This window comes from Polaribacter sp. (assembly GCF_039939415.1).
In the GTDB taxonomy this organism is placed as follows: domain Bacteria; phylum Bacteroidota; class Bacteroidia; order Flavobacteriales; family Flavobacteriaceae; genus Polaribacter.
The window spans coordinates 38369-60892 of record NZ_JBDVJE010000055.1 but is presented as its reverse complement, the minus strand read 5'-3'; the positions used below and the strand labels follow the sequence as shown (position 1 = coordinate 60892).

Sequence of the window (22524 nt, the reverse complement as noted above, 5' to 3'; positions counted from 1 at the left end):
CAAGCATGAAAAAAATATATTTACTATTAGTAATTACCCTTGTTTTAATTTCTTGTGGAGAGAAAAAAACAACTTCTGTAGAAGATTTAGTCTCTACAGGAACATTAAAAGAATTAACTGCTAAAAAGCAAGAAATAACAGCTAAATTAAACACAATTACAACAGAACTAGAGATCATAAATAACGCTATTTCTAAAAAAGACACTATTAAAAAACTTCCATTAATAACAACAATAACAGCAAAAGAAGAAGTTTTTAAACATTATTTAGAAATTCAAGGAAGTGTAAAAACAAAGCAAAATATTTTAATTTACCCTGAGATGCCAGGAATTTTAAAACGTGTTCTTGTAAAAGAAGGACAACAGGTATCTAAAGGACAATTATTGGCAACAATTGATGATGGTGGCTTAAGCAATCAAGTCGCTCAGTTAGAAGCTACAACACAATTAGCCAAAACAACTTACGAGCGTCAAAAACGTTTATGGGAACAAAAAATTGGATCTGAAATACAATTTTTACAAACTAAAACTAGTTACGAAGCTCAAAAAAACACACTTAAACAACTTAAAAGTCAACAAGCTAAAGCATCAATAAGAGCTCCTTTTTCTGGTGTTATAGATGATGTTATGAAAGAGACAGGAACAGTAATTGCTCCAGGACAAGGTTCTGAAATTTTTAGAATAGTAAACCTTAAAAACATGTATTTAGAAGCAGAAGTGCCTGAAAGATATATTACCAGTATTACTAAAAACAAAGAAGTAACTATTGAGTTTCCTGTACTTGGAACTTCTGTAAACAGTAAAATTAGACAAGTGGGTAGTTTTATCAACCCTAATAATAGATCATTTAAAATTGAGGTACCTGTTGCAAATAAAAGCGGCAATATAAAACCTAACTTAACTGCAAAACTTCAAATAAACGATTACACAGATAAGAGTGCAATTTTAATTCCTCAAAGTATAATTTCTGAAAACGCAAATGGAGAACAGTTTGTTTATGCAATTAAAAACAAGAACTCTAATAATGAAGCTATAGCAGAAAGAGTAGTTATTATTACTGGTAAAACACAAGGAAATTTTATTGAAGTTTTAGAAAATCTACCTGTTGGAACAGAAATTATTAAAGAAGGTGCGCGTAGCGTTAACAACGGACAGACTGTAAAAGTTATCAATAAATAAAAAAATTAGAGATGACAAAACAAAAAAAACAAGTAGATAAGGAATTTAAATTATCTGCCTGGGCAATTCATAATAAAACAACCATTTACGTAATAATGGCTGTATTATTTTTCTATGGTATTTCTGCTTATCTAAGTATGGCAAGAGAAAATTTCCCAGAAGTAAAAGAAACAAAAATCTATATTAGCACCCCTTTTCCTGGTAATACTGCAGAAGATATAGAGAAACTAATTACAGACCCTATTGAAGATAAAGTAAAAACTATTAGTAATGTTGTAGAAGTTACCTCAACATCACAAGAAGATTACTCTATGGTAATTGTTGAGTTTGATGAGAACATTACTGTAGAACTTGCAAAACAAAAGATTAAAGACGAGTTATCTACTGAAACAGCAAGTGAAGATTGGCCAACATTTAACGGTGCTAAAATAGAACCAAATGTTTTCGATTTAAGTATGTCTGAAGAAATGCCAATCTTAAACATTAATATTTCTGGAGATTACCCAATATATAAGCTTAAAGAATTTGGAGAATATCTACAAGATGAAATTGAAGATTTGTCTGAAATTAAAAAAGCAGATATTAGAGGTGCTCAAGAAAAAGAAGTAGAAGTTGCTGTAGACATTTATAAAATGATGGCTGCAAAAGTTAGTTTTAACGACATTACCACTGCCATTAGTAACGGAAACGTAACTATGTCTGCAGGTAATTTTATTACAAGTGGACAAAGAAGAACTGTTAGAATTATTGGTGAAATAGAAAAACCAAAAGCTTTAGAAGATTTTGTTATTAAATCTGAGTTTAACAATCCTATTTATTTAAAAGATGTTGCTACAGTATCTTTTAAAGATAAAGACAAAACAACTTTTGCTAGAGAAAGAGGTAAACCTGTTGTAATGTTAGATGTTAAAAAAAGAGCAGGAGAAAACATGGTTGCAGCATCAGAACAAATACAAGTAATTGTAGATGAAGCAATAACCAACCACTTTCCAAAAGATCTAAAAGTTACTATTACAAACGATCAATCTTCTAAAACTATTGGTCAGGTAGATGACTTAGTAAACAACATTATTTTTGGAGTTTTCTTAGTAGTAACTGTCTTAATGTTTTTCTTAGGTTTTAAAAATGCAGTCTTTGTTGGTTTTGCAATACCAATGTCTATGTTTATGTCTTTAATGATTTTAAACTTATTAGGTTACACAATGAATACCATGATTCTTTTTGGATTAATTATGGGATTAGGAATGTTAGTTGATAACGGAATTGTAGTTGTAGAAAACGTGTATCGTTTAATGGATGAAGAAGGAATGAGCAGAATTGAAGCTGCTAAAAAAGGAATTAGTGAAATTGCTTTTCCTATTATAATTTCTACAGCTACAACTGTTGCTGCTTTTATCCCTTTAGGGCTTTGGCCAGGAGTTATGGGTGATTTTATGGTGTTATTACCAATTACTTTATCTACTGTATTAGGCTCTTCTCTATTAGTTGCCATTTTCTTTAACTCCGTTTTAGTCTCTCAGTTTATGAGCGTAGAAGATGTAGATATGCCAATTAAAAAAATTGCAATTCTTACAAGTGTAATGACAGTTTTTGGAGTTATAGTTTTATTAACAGGAGGAGCATATAGTGCTTTAGGTACTTTAATGATATTTACAGCTATCATGCTTTGGATATATAGATTATTTTTAAGAGGATGGGCAAATAGTTTTCAAAATAAAGTATTACCAAAACTAGAAAGTTGGTATGAAACACGTTTAAAAAATGCTTTAACAGGTAAAACACCATACGCATTAGTTGTGCTAACTTTTGTTTTATTAATTGGTTCTTTTATGGCTTTTGGATGGTCTTTAGGAACTCAAAGAACAAAAGTTGAGTTTTTCCCAGACAACAAACCAAACCAAATTATTGTTTACATTGAATATCCTGAAGGTACAGATATCCAAAAAACAAACACTATCACAAAACAAATTGAAGCAAAAGTAGAAAGTGTTTTATATAGTGATGAATACATGGATGGAGACTATAACTTTATGGTAGAAAGTTTAGTTTCTCAAGTTGGTGAAGGAGCAGGAAACCCACAAACAGACGGAGGTTCTGCTGCAGAAATGCCTCATAAAGGTAAAATTACAGCCTCTATGCGAGAATACAAATATAGAAGAGGTTTAGACAGTGAATTAATGCGCCAAAAAGTACAAACAGCTTTAGTTGGTATTTATCCTGGAGTTTTAATTTCTGTTGAAAAAGATGCTAATGGACCACCTGCTGGGTCTCCAATTAACATTGAAATTACTGGAGATGATTATGCAGAATTGATTCACACAGCTCAAAGAATGCGAGATTTTATCAATACAAAAAGCATTTCTGGTATTGATGAATTAAAGATTGATGTAAATAGAGACAAACCTGGTATGGAAGTTTTAGTTGATAGAAAAAAAGCTGGAGAATTAGGTGTAAGTACTGGTCAAGTAGGACAACAATTAAGAGCTTCTATTTTTGGAAACAAGGCTGGAGTTTATAAAGAAAATGGTGAAGATTACGACATTTACGTTCGATTTAATAAAGAAGACAGGTATAATAAAAGTGCTATTTTTAATCAGAATATCATTTTTAGAGACATGGCTTCTGGTAAAATAAAAGAAATACCTGTTTCTACAGTTGCTACACAGAAAAACAAATCTGGTTTTAGCGCTATTAAACATAAAGCCGTAAAGAGAGTTGTTACTGTGTACTCTGCTTTGTCTCCAGGAGAAACAGATGCAGGTGCTGTTGTTGGTAAAATTCAGAATGAAATGAAAAATTTTAAAGATTTACCAAAAGGAATTAAAATTGATTACACTGGTCAGATTGAAGAACAAAACAAACAAATGTTATTTTTGGTTGGAGCATTTTTTACAGGATTAGCTTTAATTTTCTTTATTTTGATATTCCAGTTTAACTCCGTTTCTAAACCAGGAATTATAATGTTAGCCATTTTCTTAAGTTTTATTGGCGTATTTGGAGGACTCGTTATTTCTGGAAATGCATTTGTTATTATGATGACAATGATGGGAATTATTTCTCTTGCAGGTATTGTTGTTAATAATGGAGTGGTATTATTAGATTATGCTCAATTATTAATAGACAGAAAGAAAGGAGAATTAGGCTTAGAAGAAGATGAATATTTAAGTAAAGAACTTTTATTTGATGCAATAGTTAAAGCTGGTAGAGCTCGTTTAAGACCTGTTTTGTTAACAGCAATCACAACAATTCTTGGTTTAATCCCTTTAGCTATTGGCCTAAACATTAACTTCTTTACTATGTTTACAGAATTCAATCCAAATATATATTTTGGAGGAGATAATGTTGTTTTCTGGGGACCATTAGCATGGACAGTTATTTATGGTTTACTGATTGCTACATTTTTAACTTTAATTGTTGTGCCAATTTTCTTCTATTTAATTACACAATTTAAAATGTGGTTAAGAAATAAAACAACTAAAAAAGAAGTAGCTGCATAAAATAGAAACAATTATATTTTATAAAAAAGGGATGAAATTAATATAGTTTCATCCCTTTTTGTATTTTCGAAAATAATGAAAACAAAAAAATCTTTTACTGTTGATGAAATTAAACGCAAATTAGAGCAATATTGTGTTTATCAAGATAGATGCCATAAAGAAGTAGAACAAAAGATGAAGGAATTTGTTTTAATTCCGGAAGCGAAAGAAATGATTCTTTTAGATCTAATGAAAGATAATTTTTTAAATGAAGAGCGTTTTGCTAAAAGTTTTGCCCGTGGAAAATTTAGAATAAAAAGTTGGGGAAAACAACGCATTGTTAGAGAGTTAAAGTTTAAAGATATTTCTGCTTACAATATAAAAAAAGCTCTAAAAGAAATTGATGAAGATGAGTATTTAAAAACAATTTACAGGATTACAGAAAATAGAAACAATGTAATTTCTGAACCTAACATTTATAAGCGAAAGAAAAAATTGATTGACTTTTTAATGAGAAAAGGATATGAACCTAATTTGATTTATAAGACTGTTAATGAAACTGTTAATTAATTTGTATTTATAAATAATAAAACTGAAGAAGCAAAAGTGTTTACAAACAAGCTTAGCCCTGATTGAGTGGTTTGTTTGAGCTCTTTTGAGGAACGAAAAAAGCGAGTAACGAAAGCAGGAAACAGCTTCTTATACTATTTATTAAATCTTGATAAAAATATTGAATCGCTTTTTTTCTTTGCTTGTATTACTGCTTGTATATCATCATTAGGAATTTGCACAGACAAAACATAGTGTTTTATTAACCAAGAATTATTCTTTTTTTCTAAAACGCCAGAACCTCTACAAGTGCCCATCCAAGTATCTAACAACTCATCAAACCACACAAAATTTCTTGCATCGTTAACGTAAACATTTCTTTCTAAAGCTGTAAAACTCCAAGCTTTTCCTTTATCAAAATAAGGTTTACTAAAACTTTCGAATTGAGTTTTTGTCCAATTTTCTGTAGCATCTGTGCCAATAAACACAGAAATACTATCCATTTTACCAAAATAACCTTGATAATTTGCTTCTGATGCAGCTAAATGCCAATCATCTAAAACCAAATTTACATTTTCTTTTATAGTAGGTATTGACTCAACCTTATCTATTTTTACTTTAGATTTACAACTTAAAAATAAAACTGTAAAAACTAAGATGAATAAATAATTTTTCATTTTTAATTTCTTTTTCTATTTAATTGTTCTTTTTTTTTTTTGAATTGATTGTTTTTATAGAAATACTATCCATTTTTGTAGTATCTATTCCAATAAAATCTACATTAACATCTAAAGCTTCTTCAAATCTTTTTTTAGACAGAACTGTGTTTATTTTTGAATTTACAGAGGAAAAAGCAGTTATTGTTTTATTAATTTGAGCATTTACTTCTTCTGCTGTAATTGCTGGTATTAATGTTATATCTGCTAATCTTAAAGTTTCATTATACAATACATTTACTCTTGCATGAAATGAGGGTGAATCAAAAATCTCCGGAATTTCATTGTCTTTTAAACTTGCTACTAAATCTCTTAATTCTAAAGCATTACTCATAGCTTCATTAGGAGATACTTTTTCGAATTTCTTAAGAAATGAAGTTACGGTTTTTAAATCTTGCCAATTTTCTATTTCTTTTTTATTAATTGCATTTACATTTTCTATACGAGTATGCTCTATGGCTTTACTAAGTTCTGGTTTTGGATGAAATGTAGTTTGATTATCTTTCGTTTTATTTCCGCAAGAAAATAAAACAGCAACTAGAAAAATGTAAATTATATGTTTCAAGACTTTGTATTATGAATTGTAAAAATACACATTTTAAGAGCATCATTTATGTATTTAAGAAAATTGTAACAATTGTACTGCTAGCAAAATAAGTTTGTAAGTTTTTAACTTTTTTTCGTCTATATATTTGATTAAAAAATAATTGTTATCTGTAACAAAAGTTACAAGCTTATTTAATCAATAAAAATACCTTTGTTTAAAATAATTTGAGATGAAAGAAATCATTAATAAGAGTTTAAAAAACTCATTAACATATCAAGAATTTAGAGATTTAGTTGGTCAATTATTAACAGAAAACAAATCTACAGGTCATATACAATCTGAAGCATTAACTGGTTACAGTTTGTTAAATGATAGAAGAATGAAACGATTGGATAAAACTATTAAAATTTCTGATGAAACTGCAACTGTTATTAATTCTATTACTGAACCACAAACTTGGTTAGTAATTGCAGAAGGTTGGTGTGGAGATGCTGCACAAAACCTACCTGTTATTAATAAAATTGCAACATTAAATACTCTTATTAATTTTAAAATTGTTTTAAGAGATGAAAATGACGATTTAATGAACTTATTTTTAACTAATGGCGGAAAATCGATTCCTAAATTAATTGCTTTAGATAAAGACAATAATGTAATTAACACTTGGGGGCCTAGACCTAGTATTGCTACAAAAATGGTTGCAGACTATAAAACAATACATGGTGTATTAGACGCTCAATTTAAACAAGATTTACAAGTTTGGTACAATAAAAACAAAGGGCAAAGTTTACAACAAGATTTTGTAAAACTAGTTAAAAGTTTTGAATCAAAAGAAGTTTAATAAAAGGGATTATATATTTAAAAACCGCAAATTAATAAATTAATTTGCGGTTTTTCTTTTCTGTATATTTGCATCGAAAAATTTATCTAATGTTTACAGCGTACTCTTTAATTCCTGAAAATGCTAAAGTTTGGATTTACCCTTCTAGTAGAAAATTTTATGCCAATGAAATTGAAGGAGTAGAAAGTAAAATTAAAACCTTTATAGAAAACTGGAAATCTGATGATCAAAACTTTAAAGCATCTTACAAATTTCTCTATAATAGATTTATTATTCTTTTTGCTGATGATGAAAATACTCCATTAACAAATAAAGATATTGATATTTCTGTTTCTTTTATTTTAAAACTTCAACAAGATTATGATGTTGAATTATTAGACAAAATGAATGTTTGTTTTAAACAAGGTGAATTTGTACAATATAAAGAGTTAAAAGATTTTAAAAAACTACTTAAAAACAAAGCTCTTACTGCTAAGAGCATTATTTTTGACAACCTAATTACCTCTAAAATAGATTTCGAAAATTATTGGGAAGTTCCTATAGAAGATAGTTGGTATAGTAGATTTATAAAATAAATCTCACTTTTTATTTCTCTAAAATTTCTGCAATATTTGGTTTAAAATAATTAGGCCCTTTTAAAACTTTACCATCTTCTCTATAAATAGGTTTGCCATCTTTACCTAATTTACTCATATTACTTCGCTGAATTTCATTAAAAACCTCTTCAATTTTATCTTGCATTCCATGTTCTATAATTGTGCCACATAATATATATAACATATCACCTAAAGCATCTGCAACCTCAACTAAATCATTATTATTTGCTGCATCTAAATACTCTTCATTTTCTTCTCTCATTAATTTATAACGAAGTAGATTTCTGTTTTCTCCTATATGGGCAATAGGCTCTTGATTTATGTTTAGCTTAAAAGCTGTATGAAATTCTGTTACTGCTGCTATTTTATTTTTCATTGATTTATTTTTACATTAATAAATATTAGAAGTTATTCTAAAAACGATGGCGTTCATCATTTAATTTGTAATTTTGAAAAATTAATTTTTTATTGATTTTAAATAGACAATATAGAAACTTTTTGAAGAATAAAGTTTTATAATTTGCTATTAATTCATAACTTATAAAGAATATATATTATGTTTTTAGGTGCTTATTTTACAACAGGAAGAATCATTTTTATGCTTTTATTTGTTCTTGCTTTTGTTGCATTAATGGTTTACAGCTACAGAAAAGACATTAAAAGTCATAACCGTTATTATAAAGGTGCAGGAAAAAAGGTTTTAATTTATGGAACTATAGTTATTGTTGTTTTTGTAGCTATACGTTTTTTGTTTGGTAATTAATACCGTTAAAATGTTACCTTATAAACTTATATTTTTTTAAATCTAGACCAAGCAATTTTATGACGCTGAGTATATATAAAAAAACAACTTACATCTAATAAAAAATAAAACAAACTTATTCCACTTGGTGGATTGTTACTTGGCAAAAAACTAAAAACTCCAAAAGCGGTATTTGGCCATTTCCAACAACCAAATGCTGTACCACCTATTTCTAAAATAGCTACTAAAATATACATTGCATAAAAAAACAATCTATCTTTTGGTCTTTTCCAAAGTAACAGAAAAACGAATCCTGTCATTACAAACCCAAAAATATCCTTAAAAAAAACGAGATATATGGTTGAAAATAAGATGATAGAAATTGCAAAAAGCTGTTCTACAGCTTTATGGTGTTTTCTTACCACAGAAGACTTACTAAACATAAAAATTCTACCATATAATGCTGCATGACCTATTGGTACGTACAGTGGTACGTTTTCTAATCTATAAGTATACATACCTAAAACTCTAGAAAACAAATGTTCTCCAAAAAAACCTAATATTACTGCATAAATCATTAGTTCTTTAACTCTTGGTGTAGACCTAAAGTACATTTTAAAAAACCCAGCTAACATTAAAATATTAATTAATATTTGTGAATTTGTTACATTTTTAGAGAAGTAAATACTATCAAAAAAAAGGACAAAAACAAAAAACACAAACCTTCCTATTTCTCTATTAAAAACAGATATTATCTTATTTAAATCTTCTTTTGGAACACTTAATATTTTCATTAATTAGAATATTTAAAACAATTTGTTGTATGATCATTTACCATACCAACCGCTTGCATATATGCATATATAACTGTAGAGCCAACAAATTTAAACCCTCTTTTTTTTAAGTCTTTAGATATTTTATCTGACAATGCTGTTGTTGCAGGAACCTCTTCTCTTTTATCAAATTTATTTAAAATTGGGTTGCCATTTACATAACCCCAAATAAAATTAGAAAAAGAACCAAACTCTTTTTGAATCTCCATAAATAATTGGGCATTTGTAATGGCACTTTTAATTTTTAATTTATTTCTAATAATACCTACATCTTGTAATAATGATTCATATTTAGCTTCTGAATATGTTGCGATTCTTTTGTAATCGAAATTATCAAACGCTATTCTAAAATTTTCTCTTTTATTTAAAATGGTTATCCAACTTAATCCTGCTTGAAAAGTTTCTAACACTAAAAACTCGAACAAAGTAGCATCATCATAAACAGGTGTTCCCCATTCATTATCATGATATTCTTTATACAAATCACTATCTGTAACCCAAAAGCATCTTGGTTTCATCTTTATATTTTAAGTTGGAAAAATAATGTTAAAAGAATTAAAAATCAACCATTTTTGAAATATTTTTTGCAACTTTACTAATATTAAAACTATTGATTATGAAACTTTTAAAACAACTTCTGTTATTAATTTCTTTTGGTTTATTTATCTATGCTTGCGGTTCATCACCAATAAAAAATTCGATAATAGAAAAAGAAGCACCAGTTGTAATTGCAAACGATAGTTTAGAGTATCAAATTATTATTATAGATCTTGGTTTTACATCTTTTTTAAATTCAGTGGCTCAACCAGAAGGTTATTATTCTCAGAACTATTTAGAAGCAAGAAATAGAGTTTGGGTTTTAGAATGGAATAATAGATTTAGAAATCCAAATCAATTTAATCCAAATATTTATGAAAACAATATTGACTACCAATCTACGATTGATTATGGATATGAGGTAAACTATAAACTTTTTAATTATTTTTTATTTGCTCAACAAAAATATAAAATGAAATTAGGAGGTGGTTTTTCTGCAAGAATTAGATAGTTTTCTTTGAATATCTTATAAAACTATAATCAAATTTATTTTTTTCATCTGCAATAAAATCTTCTCTATTTATTTCTTCCCAAAGATTTAAATCTATTTCTGGAAAAAAAGCATCTGCATCAAATTCTTGATGTACTAATGTAATATCTAATTGATCTGCTAAATTTTTCTTTAAGGTTTCTTTGTATACTTGAGCACCACCAATTATAAAAATAGTAGCATCGTTTTCTACTAAATTAATTGCCTCTTCTATACTATGTGCAATTAAACAACCTTCTTTAAAATAATTTTTATTTCTTGTAATAATAATAGTAGTTCTATTTGGCAATGGTTTCCCTATAGATTCAAAAGTGTTTCTACCCATTAAAATATGATGTCCAGAAGTTACTTTTTTAAATCTCTTTAAATCTGCAGGTAAATGCCAAATTAAATCATTGTCTTTTCCTAAAGCATTATTCTTTGCAATTGCCGCAATAATTGTAATCATAGAATCTCTATTTTTAACAAAATTAAAATAATTCTAACAAGAATTAACGTTTTTATCATAATTAATAATTTTATGTATAGGTTTAACAATTAAATTCACTGAAAATCAAGCAATAATAAAACTTCACTTTTTTTACACTAACATCAATTTAGACTCCTTTTTTTTTGAATTATTAATAATTCATAGAGGCATTTTATTAAACTGATAATTCTTTAAAATTCTTCTAAAACATTGTTTGTCATATAATTATTCTTCTATAATTTTACATAAAATTTGAAAATAATAATTATGGCAATTAAAAAACAATTTTTAAAAAGCAAACCAGTTTGTAAGGTAACTTTTACTGTACCAGCTGAAGAAGCAAAAAAAGTAGCAGTTGTAGGAAGCTTTAATGAGTGGAATGAAAAAGCAACGCCTTTAAAGAAATTAAAAAACGGTTCTTTTAAAGGAACTGTAGATTTAGAAGCTGGTAGTTCTTATGAATTTAGATACTTAGTAGATGGTACTTATGTGAATGAATTAGAAGCTGATGGATTAGCTTGGAATGATTATGCAGGTACAGAAAACTGCCTATTAAGTTTATAATATTAAAATTATGGTAAAACCAAAAGAGCTTTTAATTAAATAGAAAGCTCTTTTGGTTTTACTTTTATACTGCAACTGCTCCTTTAATATGAGGATGAGGATTGTAATCTTGTAACTCAAAATCTTCAAAAGTAAAATTTAAAATATTGTTTACTTTTGGGTTAATTTTCATTTTTGGAAGTGGTCTAATTTCTCTAGATAACTGTAGTTCTAATTGTTCTATATGATTATTATAGATATGAGCATCTCCAAAAGTATGAATAAATTCTCCTGCTTCATAACCACAAACTTGCGCTATCATCATTGTAAATAATGCATAAGAAGCAATGTTAAAAGGAACTCCTAAAAATATATCTGCACTTCTTTGATACAATTGACACGATAATTTACCATCTGCAACATAAAACTGAAAAAATGCATGACAAGGAGGTAATGCTGCTTTACCGTTTGCAACATTTTCTGAAAAAGAAATAGATGTGTCTGGCAAAACAGAAGGATTCCAAGCAGAAATTAACATTCTTCTTGAATTAGGATTGTTCTTTAAAGAATGTATTACTTCTTTTAATTGATCTACTTCATCACTATTCCAATTTCGCCATTGGTGCCCATAAACAGGACCTAAATCTCCGTTTTCATCTGCCCAAGAATTCCAAATTTTAACTCCGTTTTCTTGTAAATATTTAATATTTGTATCACCTTTTATAAACCAAAGCAATTCGTATATAATAGATTTTAAATGCAATTTTTTTGTAGTTACCATAGGAAAACCTTCACTTAAATCAAAGCGCATTTGATAGCCAAAAACACTTTTTGTACCTGTTCCTGTTCTATCTCCTTTTTTGTTTCCGTTTTCTAAAACATGTTTTACTAAGTCATGATACTGCTTCATATTCTTTCTTTTTAAGTAGCAACTAAAATAAAAAAAGCTTCAATCTTTTTAGATTGAAGCTAAAATTTATATTATAAAGTTATCAACTTTTTTTTGACAATCATTATTGTTTTTTATCCTATAATCATACCAGCAATAGTAGCTGACATTAAAGATGCAATTGTACCTCCAATTAACGCTTTCATACCAAACTCTGACAATACTTTTCTTTGCCCTGGTGCTAAAGAACCAATACCTCCAATTTGAATTCCTATAGAAGCAAAATTGGCAAAACCACACAACATATAAGTTGCCATAATTACAGATTTATTAAACGTTAAATGAGTAGCATTTGCTACGTTTTTTAGTTCTGCTAATTGAATATAGCCAACAAATTCACTTGCCGCTAATTTTATCCCTAATAATTGCCCCATCATTGTCATATCTTCAGTTGGCACACCTATTAACCACATTAGAGGAGCAAAAATAGAACCTAAAAGAAATTCTAATGATAAAGATTTATATGAAGAATTGGTTGAAATCATTTCGTTTAAGGTAGTTATATCTCCTACCCAACCTAAAATTCCGTTTAACATTGCAATCACTGCAACAAAAACTAACAACATTGCTCCTACATTTACAGCTAAACGTAAGCCTTCTGTTGTACCATTTGCAATAGCATCTAAAATATTAGAACCTATTTTCTCTTGAGAAACTGTAACATCTGTATTTACTTTTTCTGTTTGTGGATATAATATTTTTGAAATTACTATGGCTCCAGGTGCAGCCATAACAGATGCTGCTAATAAATGTTTTGCAAAAACCAACTCTAAAGCTTTGTCTCCTCCACCTAAAAAACCTATGTATGCCGCTAATACTGCTCCTGCTACAGTAGCCATACCACCAATCATAACAAGTAACATTTCTGACTTATTCATTTTTTCTAAATAAGCTTTTATTAATAGCGGAGCTTCAGTTTGTCCTAAAAAGATATTACCAGCTACAGAAAGACTTTCCATACCAGAAATGCCTAAAAATTTTGACAACACTATTGCTAAAATTTTTACAATCTTTTGAATTATCCCCAAATAGAATAAAAGTGATGTTAATGCAGAAAAGAAAATAATTGTGGGTAAAACCTGAAAAGCAAATATGTATCCAAATTTGTTCATATCACCAACCATACCTGCAAACAAAAACTCACTACCCGCTTTAGTGTATTCTAATATTTCTATAAAAATACCTCCAATAAATTCAAAAATTGCTTGGATAAATTCTACTTTTAAAACTCCAATAGCTATTAATAATTGAAGAGATAAACCAATACCAACTTTTTTCCAATCGATTGCTTTTTTGTTTGCACTAAATAAAAAAGCTATAACAATTAAAGAAAACATACCTAAAACCCCTCTCCAGAGACTACCAAAAGAAAACCCTTTACTTGGTAAAATTTCTGAAACAATTGTAGTAGTTTCTGTATTTTGAGAAAAAATTGAAATTGATAATAAACAAAAAACTATGGTAAGTATTTTTTTCATAATCTAGTAGTATAATATTAAGAGCGTTTACTTATTTCGTCTCTAATTTTTGCAGCCAACTCATAGTTTTCATCAGTAACTGCATTGTTTAATTTATTGTGTAGTTCTGTTAAAGACAGATCTGAAAAAGAAGGTTCTTTTTTTATTTCTAAACTTTCTAAATCTATAGAATCTTCTTCTTTTTCTGCAGGGTCTTTAATACCTAATTCTTCTTCTATTTTTAGAAAAACACCCGCTTTTTCTAAAATATTTTCATAGGTATAAATAGGTGCTTGGAAACGAACGGCAATTGCAATAGCATCTGATGTTCTAGTATCTATTACCTCTTCTACTCCATCTCTTTCACAAATTAAGCTAGAAAAGAAAACACCATCTACCAATTTATGGATGATTACTTCTTTAACGGTAATTAAAAAACGGTCTGAAAATGTTTTAAACAAATCGTGTGTAAGTGGCCTTGGTGGTCTAATTTCTGTTTCTAGAGCTATGGCTATAGATTGTGCTTCAAATGCTCCAATAATAATTGGCAATGTTCTTGAACCATCCATCTCACTTAAAACCAAAGCATAAGCTCCACTTTGGGTTTGGCTGTAAGAAATACCTTTTATAGTTAGTTGTATTAAACTCATAAATCTTTTTAGATAAAACTAAAAAGAAAAACAACTTCTAAAATTGCTTTTTTTTTAATTTTTTTAGAGAGCACAATTTAATAAAAATAAAAGCTTAAAAACTTATTATTCTATAAAAATATACTGATTATTATTTATTACCCTAGCGTGAAGGATTGAAGCGTTTGTTTGAGCTCTTTTATTTTTTTAATTGAAATGAAAAAAAATAAAAAGCGAGTGCGTAAAGCCAGACCAAATTATGAAGCTTTGTATTAAGCTTATAAAAAAACCTATCAAACTTTTATTATTTGATAGGTCTTTTAATATCTCTTTTTTAATAATTTGGGCACGCCCAAAAAAATTATGAAGCTTTAAATGCTTTTAACTTTTCTATTAATTTGGGTACAACCTCAAAAGCATCACCTACAATACCATAATCTGCTGCCTTAAAGAAAGGTGCTTCTGCATCTGTATTGATAACCACTTTTACTTTTGATGCATTAATACCTGCTAAATGCTGAATTGCACCAGAAATACCAATAGCTATGTATAAATTAGAAGCAACTGGCTTACCTGTTTGACCTACATGTTCTCCATGAGGACGCCAACCTAAATCAGAAACTGGCTTAGAACAAGCTGTTGCTGCCCCTAAAACATCTGCTAACTCTTCTATCATTCCCCAGTTTTCTGGTCCTTTTAAACCTCTACCTGCAGAAACAACAATATCTGCATCTGCAATGGTAACCTTACCTGTAACTCTTTCTACTTTTTCTGATTTCACTAACGTTTCTACTATTGTAGCATCAAAAGATTCTGTATTTCCTGCAACTGGATTTTCATGAATTCCATAAGAATTTTTAGCCAATCCAATAACTTTATTTTCTGTAGAAATTACTGTATTTGAAAATGCTTTGTTAGAAAACGCTTTTCTTTTTACTGTAAATGGGCTTGTACTTGATGGCGCATCAACTACATTAGAGACATACCCTGCTTCTAAATTTACAGCCAATATTGGTGCTAAATACAAACCATCTATACTAGAATCTATGATAACTACTGTAATATTTTCTGCTTTTGCTACTTCTGTAACAATTGCAGCATATTGCTTTGCATTAAATGTTTTTAAAGAATCGTTAGAAACTGAAATCACTTTTTCTGCACCATAAGTATATAGTTCTGATGAATCACTAACGTTTATAGATAATGCAACAACATTAGTACCTAATTGTTCTGCAACTTTTTTTCCATATGAAACTACTTCAAAAGCAGATTTCTTAAATTTCCCTTCCGATGAATCGGCAAAAACTAAAACAGACATATTTTATAATTTTGTTTAATCGTTTATTTGTTTAATCGTATAATTGTTGGATGGTAACTTTAATGGTTACACAATTAAACGCTTAAACACTCACTCTTTTTTATATCACTTTTGCTTCATTATGTAATAAGCTAATAAGCTCATCTATATTGTCTGCATCTATTAATTTAACTGCTCCCTTTGGTGCTGGTTTTTCAAATGATTGAATACTTGTAAACGCATCTCCTTCTAAAGGTTCTACAACTTGTAAAGGTTTTTTACGTGCCATCATAATTCCACGCATATTTGGTATACGTAAATCTTTTTCTTCTACAACTCCTTTTTGACCTCCTATAACTAAAGGTAAATTTGTAGTTAAAGTTTCACTACCTCCATCAATTTCTCTAGAAGCTGTAACATTTGTTCCATCAACCTCTATACCTACACATCCATTTATAAAATTAAAATCGGTTAAAGTTGCTAACATTCCTGGAACCATTTGACCATTATAGTCTGCAGATTCTTTTCCTGCTAAAACTAAATCATATTCGCCATTTTTAACAACTGCTGCTAATTCTCTTGCTACTTGAAGTCCATCAGTAGGACTTACATTTACACGAATAGCATTATCTGCACCTATTGCTAATGCTTTTCTTAATGTTGGCTCTGTTTCTGCACCACCAACATTTACAACTGTTACAGATGCTCCTTGTTTTTCTTTAAACCACATTGCTCTGGTTAAGCAAAATTCATCAAAAGGATTTATTACAAACTGAACTCCATTTGTATCAAACTTTGTATCATCTTCTGTAAAATTAATCTTTGATGTGGTATCAGGAACGTGACTAATACAAACCAATATTTTCATAAAATTCTATTTTTTATTCTGTTGTTCTTGGCGAAATTACATTTTTTTTTTCAAAAATACTATGCGTGCATAGTATTTTTTTGACGACTTTTAAATAATTTATAAAACAAGGTGGTATTTATTTTAAAAAAAATAAAAAAAGACTGTTCTTTACAGTGAAAATAAAATTATTATTAATTTTAAACTTAAAAAAAATAATCAGATAAGTAAAAATGAATTATTTAAGCAAAGTGAGTAGATTTTATTGAAAACTTATTCTTACTAAGTTGTAGAAATTTTTAAATCCTTTTCAGTATTTACAAAGTTTTCTAAAAAGTAAAAAAATATAAAAGGCAATATCATAGAGATATAAGTAATATCAAATAAATTTCCAAAAATATTATTGTAAAAGCCTTCTTCTATAACATTTAAAACAAAAGTAACTAACATTAAACCACCAAAAACATAGGTTGAAAACATAAAAATATCACTAGACTTCTTAACTTTAAAAGACAGAAAAAACGGAATTAATATTGATATAACAATTAGATTCATTGGAGCATACCTTGTTTGATGATTGAAAGGATTATGTTCAATCATGAAATCTAAACTAGGTAAGGATAGTAAAATTGGTAAAGAAATAAGAATTACAAAAAATAAGAAATAAAGTAGAAAAAAAGCTTTTCTTTCTAAGGATATTTTAACAAACGGAGCAAATAAAAAGATAGCTAATGGTATTACTACAATACCTCTTGTTAAACAAAATAAGGCAACTAAAATTGCTAGAAATCCTTTTTTCTTAAAAAGTCCATTTGTAAATTTTCTCTGCCAAAAAGAAATAAAAATAAGTAACAAAATACAATTACTCATCAAATCGCTTTTTGCAATTATCTCCCAATAAAAAGCTGGAGAAATTAATATCAATAAAAAAACAAATACTTTTTGATCGTTTTTAATATTTGATTGAATGATAAATAATGACAAAAAAAGAAATGTAAATGGTTGTAAAAAACCTACATCACCCAATAAATAAAATGGCAAACCAATATAAAATAAGCCCGGTAAATTAGACGTTGTATTATCTAAATGATCTAAAACTGCGTAAGGATATTTAATTTCTAAAATACTTTTTATTAAAACCTCTAAAGCAGACCACCTGTCTGTGTTTAAAGACAATCCATCTACTTTTATATTAACAAACATAAAGATAATAAATATCAAAAAAGAAAATACAAATAATAAAAATTTAAAATTTCTAATCCTATTTAAAAAATCTTTAAGTTTAAAATAAGTAAAAAAAACGCCAACAAATAAAAAGGAATAACTTAACAATGCAATATTACTTAAACTTTCTGTTAGTCTTATAGAGTACTTAAAAACAAATAGAGAATTTATTAGAAAAAGTAAGATTAAAAACACCTTATCTTTTAGATTAAAAAATAGAGATTTATGCAAAATATAAACTTGTTTTTTTTTGCTATAAAAGTACATTTATTTTACACATAATTGCTTACTTTTGTAAATAGAAAAAAACTAATTACAATTTTATACTAAATGAAAACAATTCAATTCAGAGAGGCAATTTGTGAAGCTATGAGTGAAGAAATGCGCAGAGATGAAAGCATTTATTTAATGGGTGAAGAAGTTGCAGAATATAATGGTGCATACAAAGCATCTAAAGGTATGTTAGATGAGTTTGGTGCTAAACGTGTTATTGATACACCTATTGCTGAACTTGGTTTTGCAGGAGTTGCAGTTGGTTCTGCAATGAATGGTAATAGACCAATTGTAGAGTATATGACATTTAACTTCTCTTTAGTTGGAATTGATCAGATTATTAATAATGCTGCAAAAATCAGACAAATGTCTGGTGGACAATTTAACTGTCCTATTGTTTTTAGAGGACCAACAGCATCTGCAGGACAATTAGGAGCTACTCACTCACAAGCATTTGAAAACTGGTTTGCTAACACTCCAGGTTTAAAAGTAATTGTACCTTCTAATCCTTATGATGCAAAAGGTTTATTAAAAGCTGCCATTAGAGATGATGATCCAGTAATTTTTATGGAATCTGAACAAATGTATGGTGATAAAATGGAAGTTCCAGAAGGAGAATATATTATCCCTATTGGAGTTGCAGATATAAAAAGAGTTGGTACAGATGTAACAGTAGTTTCTTTTGGAAAAATTATTAAAGAAGCTTACAAAGCTGCAGAAGAATTAGAAAAAGAAGGAATTTCTATAGAAATTATAGATTTAAGAACAGTTCGTCCTATGGATCATGCTGCAATTATAGAATCAGTTAAAAAAACAAACAGATTAGTTATTTTAGAAGAAGCATGGCCATTTGCAAGTGTATCTTCTGAAATCACTTATAGAGTTCAAAATGAGGCATTTGACCATTTAGATGCTCCTATTAAGAGAATTACTACTGCAGACACCCCTGCACCATATTCTCCTGTCTTATTAGAGACTTGGATTCCAAATCACACAGATGTAGTAAAAGCCGTAAAAGAAGTCTTATACGTTTAATTCAACAAAAACACCAATACACAAGCCTTTTTCTTAAGAAAAAGGCTTTTTTTATGCAAATAATTTAAATAAATTAACCGAAAACCATTGCGTAATTTATCGCTTAAAAGGACCTAAAAAATCTATTTATTCATTATTTTTACTATCTATATTAATGTAATTTAGAAGACAAATGAGTAAAGAACAAAAAAAACAAGTAACTTTTGATGTACTTATTGAAATTCCTAAAGGAAGTAGAAATAAGTATGAGTATGATTTCGCACTTCATAAAATTAGATTTGATAGAATGCTATTTTCTTCAATGATGTATCCAGGTGATTATGGTTTTATACCAGAAACATTAGCATTAGATCAAGATCCTTTAGATGTACTTGTATTAGGTCATCAACCTACCTACCCAATGGTTGTAATGGAAGTAAGACCAATTGGTGTGTTTTATATGACGGATGAAAAAGGGCCAGATGAAAAAGTTATTTGTGTTCCTGTTTCTGATCCTATTTGGAGTAATAAAATGGATATTTCAGATCTAAACCCACACAGATTAAAAGAAATTGAACACTTCTTTCAAGTTTATAAAGACTTAGAAAAGAAAAAAGTTGATACTGGTGGCTGGGGAAATGCTGCTGCTGCAATTAAAATATACAATGAATGTGTTAAACGTTATGATGACAGCGAACACAAGAAAAAAAGAACTTTTACAATTTAAAAGATTAATAAAATAACGGTGCTGAAAATCAAGTATCCGGAATTATTTGCGCATTTTTTTATCACATTTATTTTATTACTTTTAGAAACTTTAAATAAATAATTTAAATTAACTAAATAATATGGAATTAATCGTAAAATTTTTACCCCTTTTTGGGGTGTTAGCTCTCGTCTTTGTTTTTCTTAAAAGCGGATGGGTTTCAAAACAAGAAGTTGGTGATGAAAAAATGTCGCGAATTGCAAAAAATATTGCAGAAGGGGCAATGTCATTTTTAAAAGCTGAATACAAGGTATTAGCAATTTTTGTAGTAGCAGTAGCTATACTACTTTATTTTAAAGGTTCTTCTGAACAAGGATCTAGCGGCATAGTAGCTATTTCTTTTATTATTGGAGCAATTTGTTCTGCATTAGCAGGTTTTATAGGAATGAAGGTTGCTACTAAAGCTAATGTTAGAACTACACAAGCAGCTAGAACTTCTTTAGGAAGAGCTTTAGAAGTTGCTTTTGCAGGAGGCGCAGTAATGGGACTTGGAGTTGTTGGATTAGGTATTTTAGGCCTAAATACTTTATTTATTATTTATCAAAACATTTGGCCTGGTGCTGAAAATTTAACTACTGTACTTAATGTACTCTCTGGTTTTTCTTTAGGTGCTTCTTCAATTGCATTATTTGCTAGAGTTGGTGGTGGTATTTATACAAAAGCTGCAGATGTAGGTGCAGATTTAGTTGGTAAAGTTGAAGCTGGGATACCAGAAGATCACCCTTTAAACCCTGCAACTATTGCAGATAATGTTGGTGACAATGTTGGTGATGTTGCTGGTATGGGTGCAGATTTATTTGAATCTTATGTAGGCTCAATTATTGGTACTATGGTTTTAGGTGCATTTATAATAACACCTGATTTAAACGGACTTGGAGCTGTATATTTACCTTTAGTACTTGGAGCTGTAGGAATACTGATGTCTATTTTAGGATCATTTTTTGTGAGAGTAAAAGACGGTGGAAATCCACAAACAGCTTTAAACATTGGTGAGTTTGGTTCTGCTGGTTTAATGGTAGTAGCTTCTTATTTTATTATTAATGCTTTAATTCCTGAAACTGTAGATGGTTTACCACATGGATCTTGGGGAGTTTTTATGGCAACAATTGCTGGTTTAATAGCAGGTTTAGCTGTTGGAAAAATAACAGAATATTACACAGCTACAGGTAAAAAACCTGTACTTTCTATTGTAGAACAATCTAAAACAGGAGCCGCTACAAATATTATTGCAGGTTTAGGTGTTGGTATGATGTCTACAGCAATTCCTATTATTTTAATTGCAGCAGCAATTATAGTTTCTCATCATTTTGCTGGTTTATATGGTATAGCAATTGCTGCAGTAGGTATGTTAGCAAATACTGGAATTCAATTAGCGGTTGATGCTTATGGCCCAATTTGTGATAATGCTGGTGGTATTGCTGAAATGGCTGAATTACCAAGTGAAGTTAGAGAACGTACAGATAAATTAGATGCTGTTGGTAACACAACTGCAGCTGTAGGTAAAGGATTTGCAATTGCTTCTGCTGCATTAACTGCATTAGCTTTATTTGCTGCATTTATGAAAACTGCTGGTGTTACTGCTATTGATGTATCTCAACCAAAAATTATGGCTGGTTTATTAATTGGTGGTATGTTACCATTTGTGTTTTCTGCATTATCTATGAATGCCGTTGGTAGAGCTGCTATGGCAATGATTGAAGAAGTTCGTCGTCAATTTAGAGATATACCAAAATTAAAAGCTGCTTTAGAAGTTATGAGAGCGGTAGATTCTGATATGTCTAAAGCTAATAAAGAACAAAGAGCAATTTTTGATGCTGCTGATGGAGTAGCTGAATATGATAAATGTGTAGATATCTCTACTAAAGCTTCAATTAAAGAAATGGTATTTCCAGGTTTATTAGCAATTGCTGTACCAGTTGCAGTAGGATTTATTGGTGGAGCAGAAATGTTAGGTGGGGTTTTAGCTGGTGTTACTACTTGTGGGGTTTTAATGGCTATTTTTCAATCTAATGCTGGTGGAGCCTGGGATAACGCTAAAAAAACTATTGAAGAACAAGGTAGAAAAGGAACTGAAGAACATAAAGCTGCTGTTGTTGGTGATACTGTTGGAGATCCTTTTAAAGACACTTCTGGACCTTCTTTAAATATCCTTTTAAAGTTAATGTCTGTTGTTGCATTGGTAATTGCACCAAGTATCGCTATGAATAGTACTTCTATCTCTAATCATAATAAAATTAAAAAAGAAGTAAAAGTAGAAATTAAACAAACTTCTGGCGATTTAGCAATGGCTACAATTACAACCACTAAAAATATTGATGGTATTATTTCTGAAGAAGTTCAGAAAATTGAAGGAACAGTTGCTGAAATTGAAAAACAAGCAAAAAAAGCCGGAAATATTACTTCTGTTAATGTTGTAAAAAACAAGAAAGAAATAAAAGAAAAAGTTGAAGTTATTGTAGAAAGTAATCAATAAATATTTCAATTTTACAAA

General features: G+C 29.0%; 23 protein-coding genes. 11 read left to right on the top strand and 12 right to left on the bottom strand.

Annotated features, from left to right (window positions below):
• Positions 1 to 5: 5 nt before the first annotated feature.
• From ABJG40_RS09375 to ABJG40_RS09365, 3 genes are all read left to right on the top strand, one after another.
• Complete coding sequence (locus ABJG40_RS09375) at positions 6 to 1178, top strand: efflux RND transporter periplasmic adaptor subunit (protein WP_348024332.1); 1173 nt, start codon at positions 6 to 8, stop codon at positions 1176 to 1178.
• 11 nt (positions 1179 to 1189) lie between these two features.
• Positions 1190 to 4675 carry an efflux RND transporter permease subunit gene (locus ABJG40_RS09370; protein WP_348024331.1) on the top strand — a complete coding sequence of 1162 codons (3486 nt, stop codon included), beginning with the start codon at positions 1190 to 1192 and terminating at the stop codon, positions 4673 to 4675.
• Between the two features lie 75 nt (positions 4676 to 4750).
• Positions 4751 to 5224: a regulatory protein RecX gene (locus ABJG40_RS09365; protein ID WP_348024330.1), complete on the top strand. Its 474-nt coding sequence runs from the start codon at positions 4751 to 4753 to the stop codon at positions 5222 to 5224.
• Between the two features lie 134 nt (positions 5225 to 5358).
• On the opposite strand, the gene ABJG40_RS09360 is transcribed toward ABJG40_RS09365, so the two are convergent.
• Both ABJG40_RS09360 and ABJG40_RS09355 read right to left on the bottom strand, forming a co-directional pair.
• Positions 5359 to 5880, bottom strand: a complete 522-nt coding sequence (locus tag ABJG40_RS09360; RefSeq protein ID WP_348024329.1) for a nuclear transport factor 2 family protein — start codon at positions 5878 to 5880, stop codon at positions 5359 to 5361.
• A gap of 19 nt (positions 5881 to 5899) precedes the next feature.
• On the bottom strand, positions 5900 to 6484 hold the full coding sequence (locus ABJG40_RS09355; protein ID WP_348024328.1) for a hypothetical protein: 585 nt from the start codon (positions 6482 to 6484) through the stop codon (positions 5900 to 5902).
• A 211-nt stretch (positions 6485 to 6695) separates the two neighbouring features.
• Between ABJG40_RS09355 and ABJG40_RS09350 the strand changes: the two genes are divergently transcribed.
• Together ABJG40_RS09350 and ABJG40_RS09345 are read left to right on the top strand one after the other, a co-directional pair.
• Positions 6696 to 7307 carry a thioredoxin family protein gene (locus tag ABJG40_RS09350; RefSeq protein ID WP_348024327.1) on the top strand — a complete coding sequence of 204 codons (612 nt, stop codon included), beginning with the start codon at positions 6696 to 6698 and terminating at the stop codon, positions 7305 to 7307.
• 89 nt (positions 7308 to 7396) lie between these two features.
• A complete protein-coding gene (locus tag ABJG40_RS09345; RefSeq protein WP_348024326.1) occupies positions 7397 to 7882 on the top strand; it encodes an ABC transporter ATPase in 486 nt (161 codons plus the stop codon).
• 10 nt (positions 7883 to 7892) lie between these two features.
• Here the strand turns inward: ABJG40_RS09345 and ABJG40_RS09340 are convergent, their stop codons facing one another.
• Positions 7893 to 8279, bottom strand: coding sequence for a nucleoside triphosphate pyrophosphohydrolase family protein (locus tag ABJG40_RS09340; protein ID WP_348024325.1), 387 nt, complete (start codon positions 8277 to 8279; stop codon positions 7893 to 7895).
• 180 nt (positions 8280 to 8459) lie between these two features.
• Between ABJG40_RS09340 and ABJG40_RS09335 the strand changes: the two genes are divergently transcribed.
• Positions 8460 to 8666, top strand: a complete 207-nt coding sequence (locus ABJG40_RS09335; RefSeq protein WP_348024324.1) for a hypothetical protein — start codon at positions 8460 to 8462, stop codon at positions 8664 to 8666.
• Positions 8667 to 8692: 26 nt separating this feature from the next.
• On the opposite strand, the gene ABJG40_RS09330 is transcribed toward ABJG40_RS09335, so the two are convergent.
• Together ABJG40_RS09330 and ABJG40_RS09325 are read right to left on the bottom strand one after the other, a co-directional pair.
• Positions 8693 to 9439 (bottom strand): hypothetical protein, encoded by a 747-nt coding sequence (locus tag ABJG40_RS09330; protein ID WP_348024323.1) that lies wholly within the window; start codon positions 9437 to 9439, stop codon positions 8693 to 8695.
• Positions 9439 to 9996, bottom strand: a complete 558-nt coding sequence (locus tag ABJG40_RS09325) for a DNA-3-methyladenine glycosylase I (RefSeq protein ID WP_348024322.1) — start codon at positions 9994 to 9996, stop codon at positions 9439 to 9441. Before ABJG40_RS09325 ends, ABJG40_RS09330 begins: the two co-directional genes overlap by 1 nt.
• Positions 9997 to 10094: 98 nt before the next feature.
• On the opposite strand from ABJG40_RS09325, the gene ABJG40_RS09320 reads away from it, so the two are divergent.
• A complete protein-coding gene (locus ABJG40_RS09320) occupies positions 10095 to 10526 on the top strand; it encodes a DUF6146 family protein (protein ID WP_348024321.1) in 432 nt (143 codons plus the stop codon).
• Here the strand turns inward: ABJG40_RS09320 and ABJG40_RS09315 are convergent.
• Entirely contained in the window at positions 10519 to 11013 is a 495-nt protein-coding gene (locus tag ABJG40_RS09315; protein WP_348024320.1) for a dihydrofolate reductase, read from the bottom strand. The two genes, ABJG40_RS09320 and ABJG40_RS09315, sit on opposite strands and share 8 nt — an antisense overlap.
• Before the next feature lie 288 nt (positions 11014 to 11301).
• On the opposite strand from ABJG40_RS09315, the gene ABJG40_RS09310 reads away from it, so the two are divergent.
• Positions 11302 to 11598, top strand: a complete 297-nt coding sequence (locus ABJG40_RS09310; protein ID WP_348024319.1) for an isoamylase early set domain-containing protein — start codon at positions 11302 to 11304, stop codon at positions 11596 to 11598.
• Between the two features lie 64 nt (positions 11599 to 11662).
• Here the strand turns inward: ABJG40_RS09310 and ABJG40_RS09305 are convergent, their stop codons facing one another.
• From ABJG40_RS09305 to ABJG40_RS09280, 6 genes are all read right to left on the bottom strand, one after another.
• Positions 11663 to 12487 (bottom strand): thymidylate synthase, encoded by an 825-nt coding sequence (locus ABJG40_RS09305; protein ID WP_348024318.1) that lies wholly within the window; start codon positions 12485 to 12487, stop codon positions 11663 to 11665.
• A 113-nt stretch (positions 12488 to 12600) separates the two neighbouring features.
• Positions 12601 to 14004: a nucleoside transporter C-terminal domain-containing protein gene (locus ABJG40_RS09300; protein WP_348024317.1), complete on the bottom strand. Its 1404-nt coding sequence runs from the start codon at positions 14002 to 14004 to the stop codon at positions 12601 to 12603.
• A gap of 17 nt (positions 14005 to 14021) precedes the next feature.
• Positions 14022 to 14633, bottom strand: a complete 612-nt coding sequence (locus tag ABJG40_RS09295) for a bifunctional nuclease family protein (protein ID WP_348024316.1) — start codon at positions 14631 to 14633, stop codon at positions 14022 to 14024.
• 340 nt (positions 14634 to 14973) lie between these two features.
• On the bottom strand, positions 14974 to 15930 hold the full coding sequence (locus tag ABJG40_RS09290) for an electron transfer flavoprotein subunit alpha/FixB family protein (RefSeq protein WP_348024315.1): 957 nt from the start codon (positions 15928 to 15930) through the stop codon (positions 14974 to 14976).
• 100 nt (positions 15931 to 16030) lie between these two features.
• Positions 16031 to 16777 (bottom strand): electron transfer flavoprotein subunit beta/FixA family protein, encoded by a 747-nt coding sequence (locus tag ABJG40_RS09285; RefSeq protein ID WP_348024314.1) that lies wholly within the window; start codon positions 16775 to 16777, stop codon positions 16031 to 16033.
• A gap of 261 nt (positions 16778 to 17038) precedes the next feature.
• On the bottom strand, positions 17039 to 17959 hold the full coding sequence (locus tag ABJG40_RS09280; RefSeq protein ID WP_348024313.1) for a hypothetical protein: 921 nt from the start codon (positions 17957 to 17959) through the stop codon (positions 17039 to 17041).
• Between the two features lie 351 nt (positions 17960 to 18310).
• On the opposite strand from ABJG40_RS09280, the gene ABJG40_RS09275 reads away from it, so the two are divergent.
• The 3 genes from ABJG40_RS09275 (at position 18311) to ABJG40_RS09265 (ending at position 22506) form a co-directional block, all read left to right on the top strand.
• Positions 18311 to 19288, top strand: a complete 978-nt coding sequence (locus ABJG40_RS09275; RefSeq protein WP_348024312.1) for a pyruvate dehydrogenase complex E1 component subunit beta — start codon at positions 18311 to 18313, stop codon at positions 19286 to 19288.
• Between the two features lie 172 nt (positions 19289 to 19460).
• The gene (locus tag ABJG40_RS09270) at positions 19461 to 19994 is read left to right on the top strand and encodes an inorganic diphosphatase (protein WP_348024311.1); all 534 of its coding nucleotides are present in this window, start codon (positions 19461 to 19463) and stop codon (positions 19992 to 19994) included.
• A 121-nt stretch (positions 19995 to 20115) separates the two neighbouring features.
• Complete coding sequence (locus ABJG40_RS09265) at positions 20116 to 22506, top strand: sodium-translocating pyrophosphatase (RefSeq protein ID WP_348024310.1); 2391 nt, start codon at positions 20116 to 20118, stop codon at positions 22504 to 22506.
• The last annotated feature ends 18 nt before the right edge of the window (positions 22507 to 22524 follow it).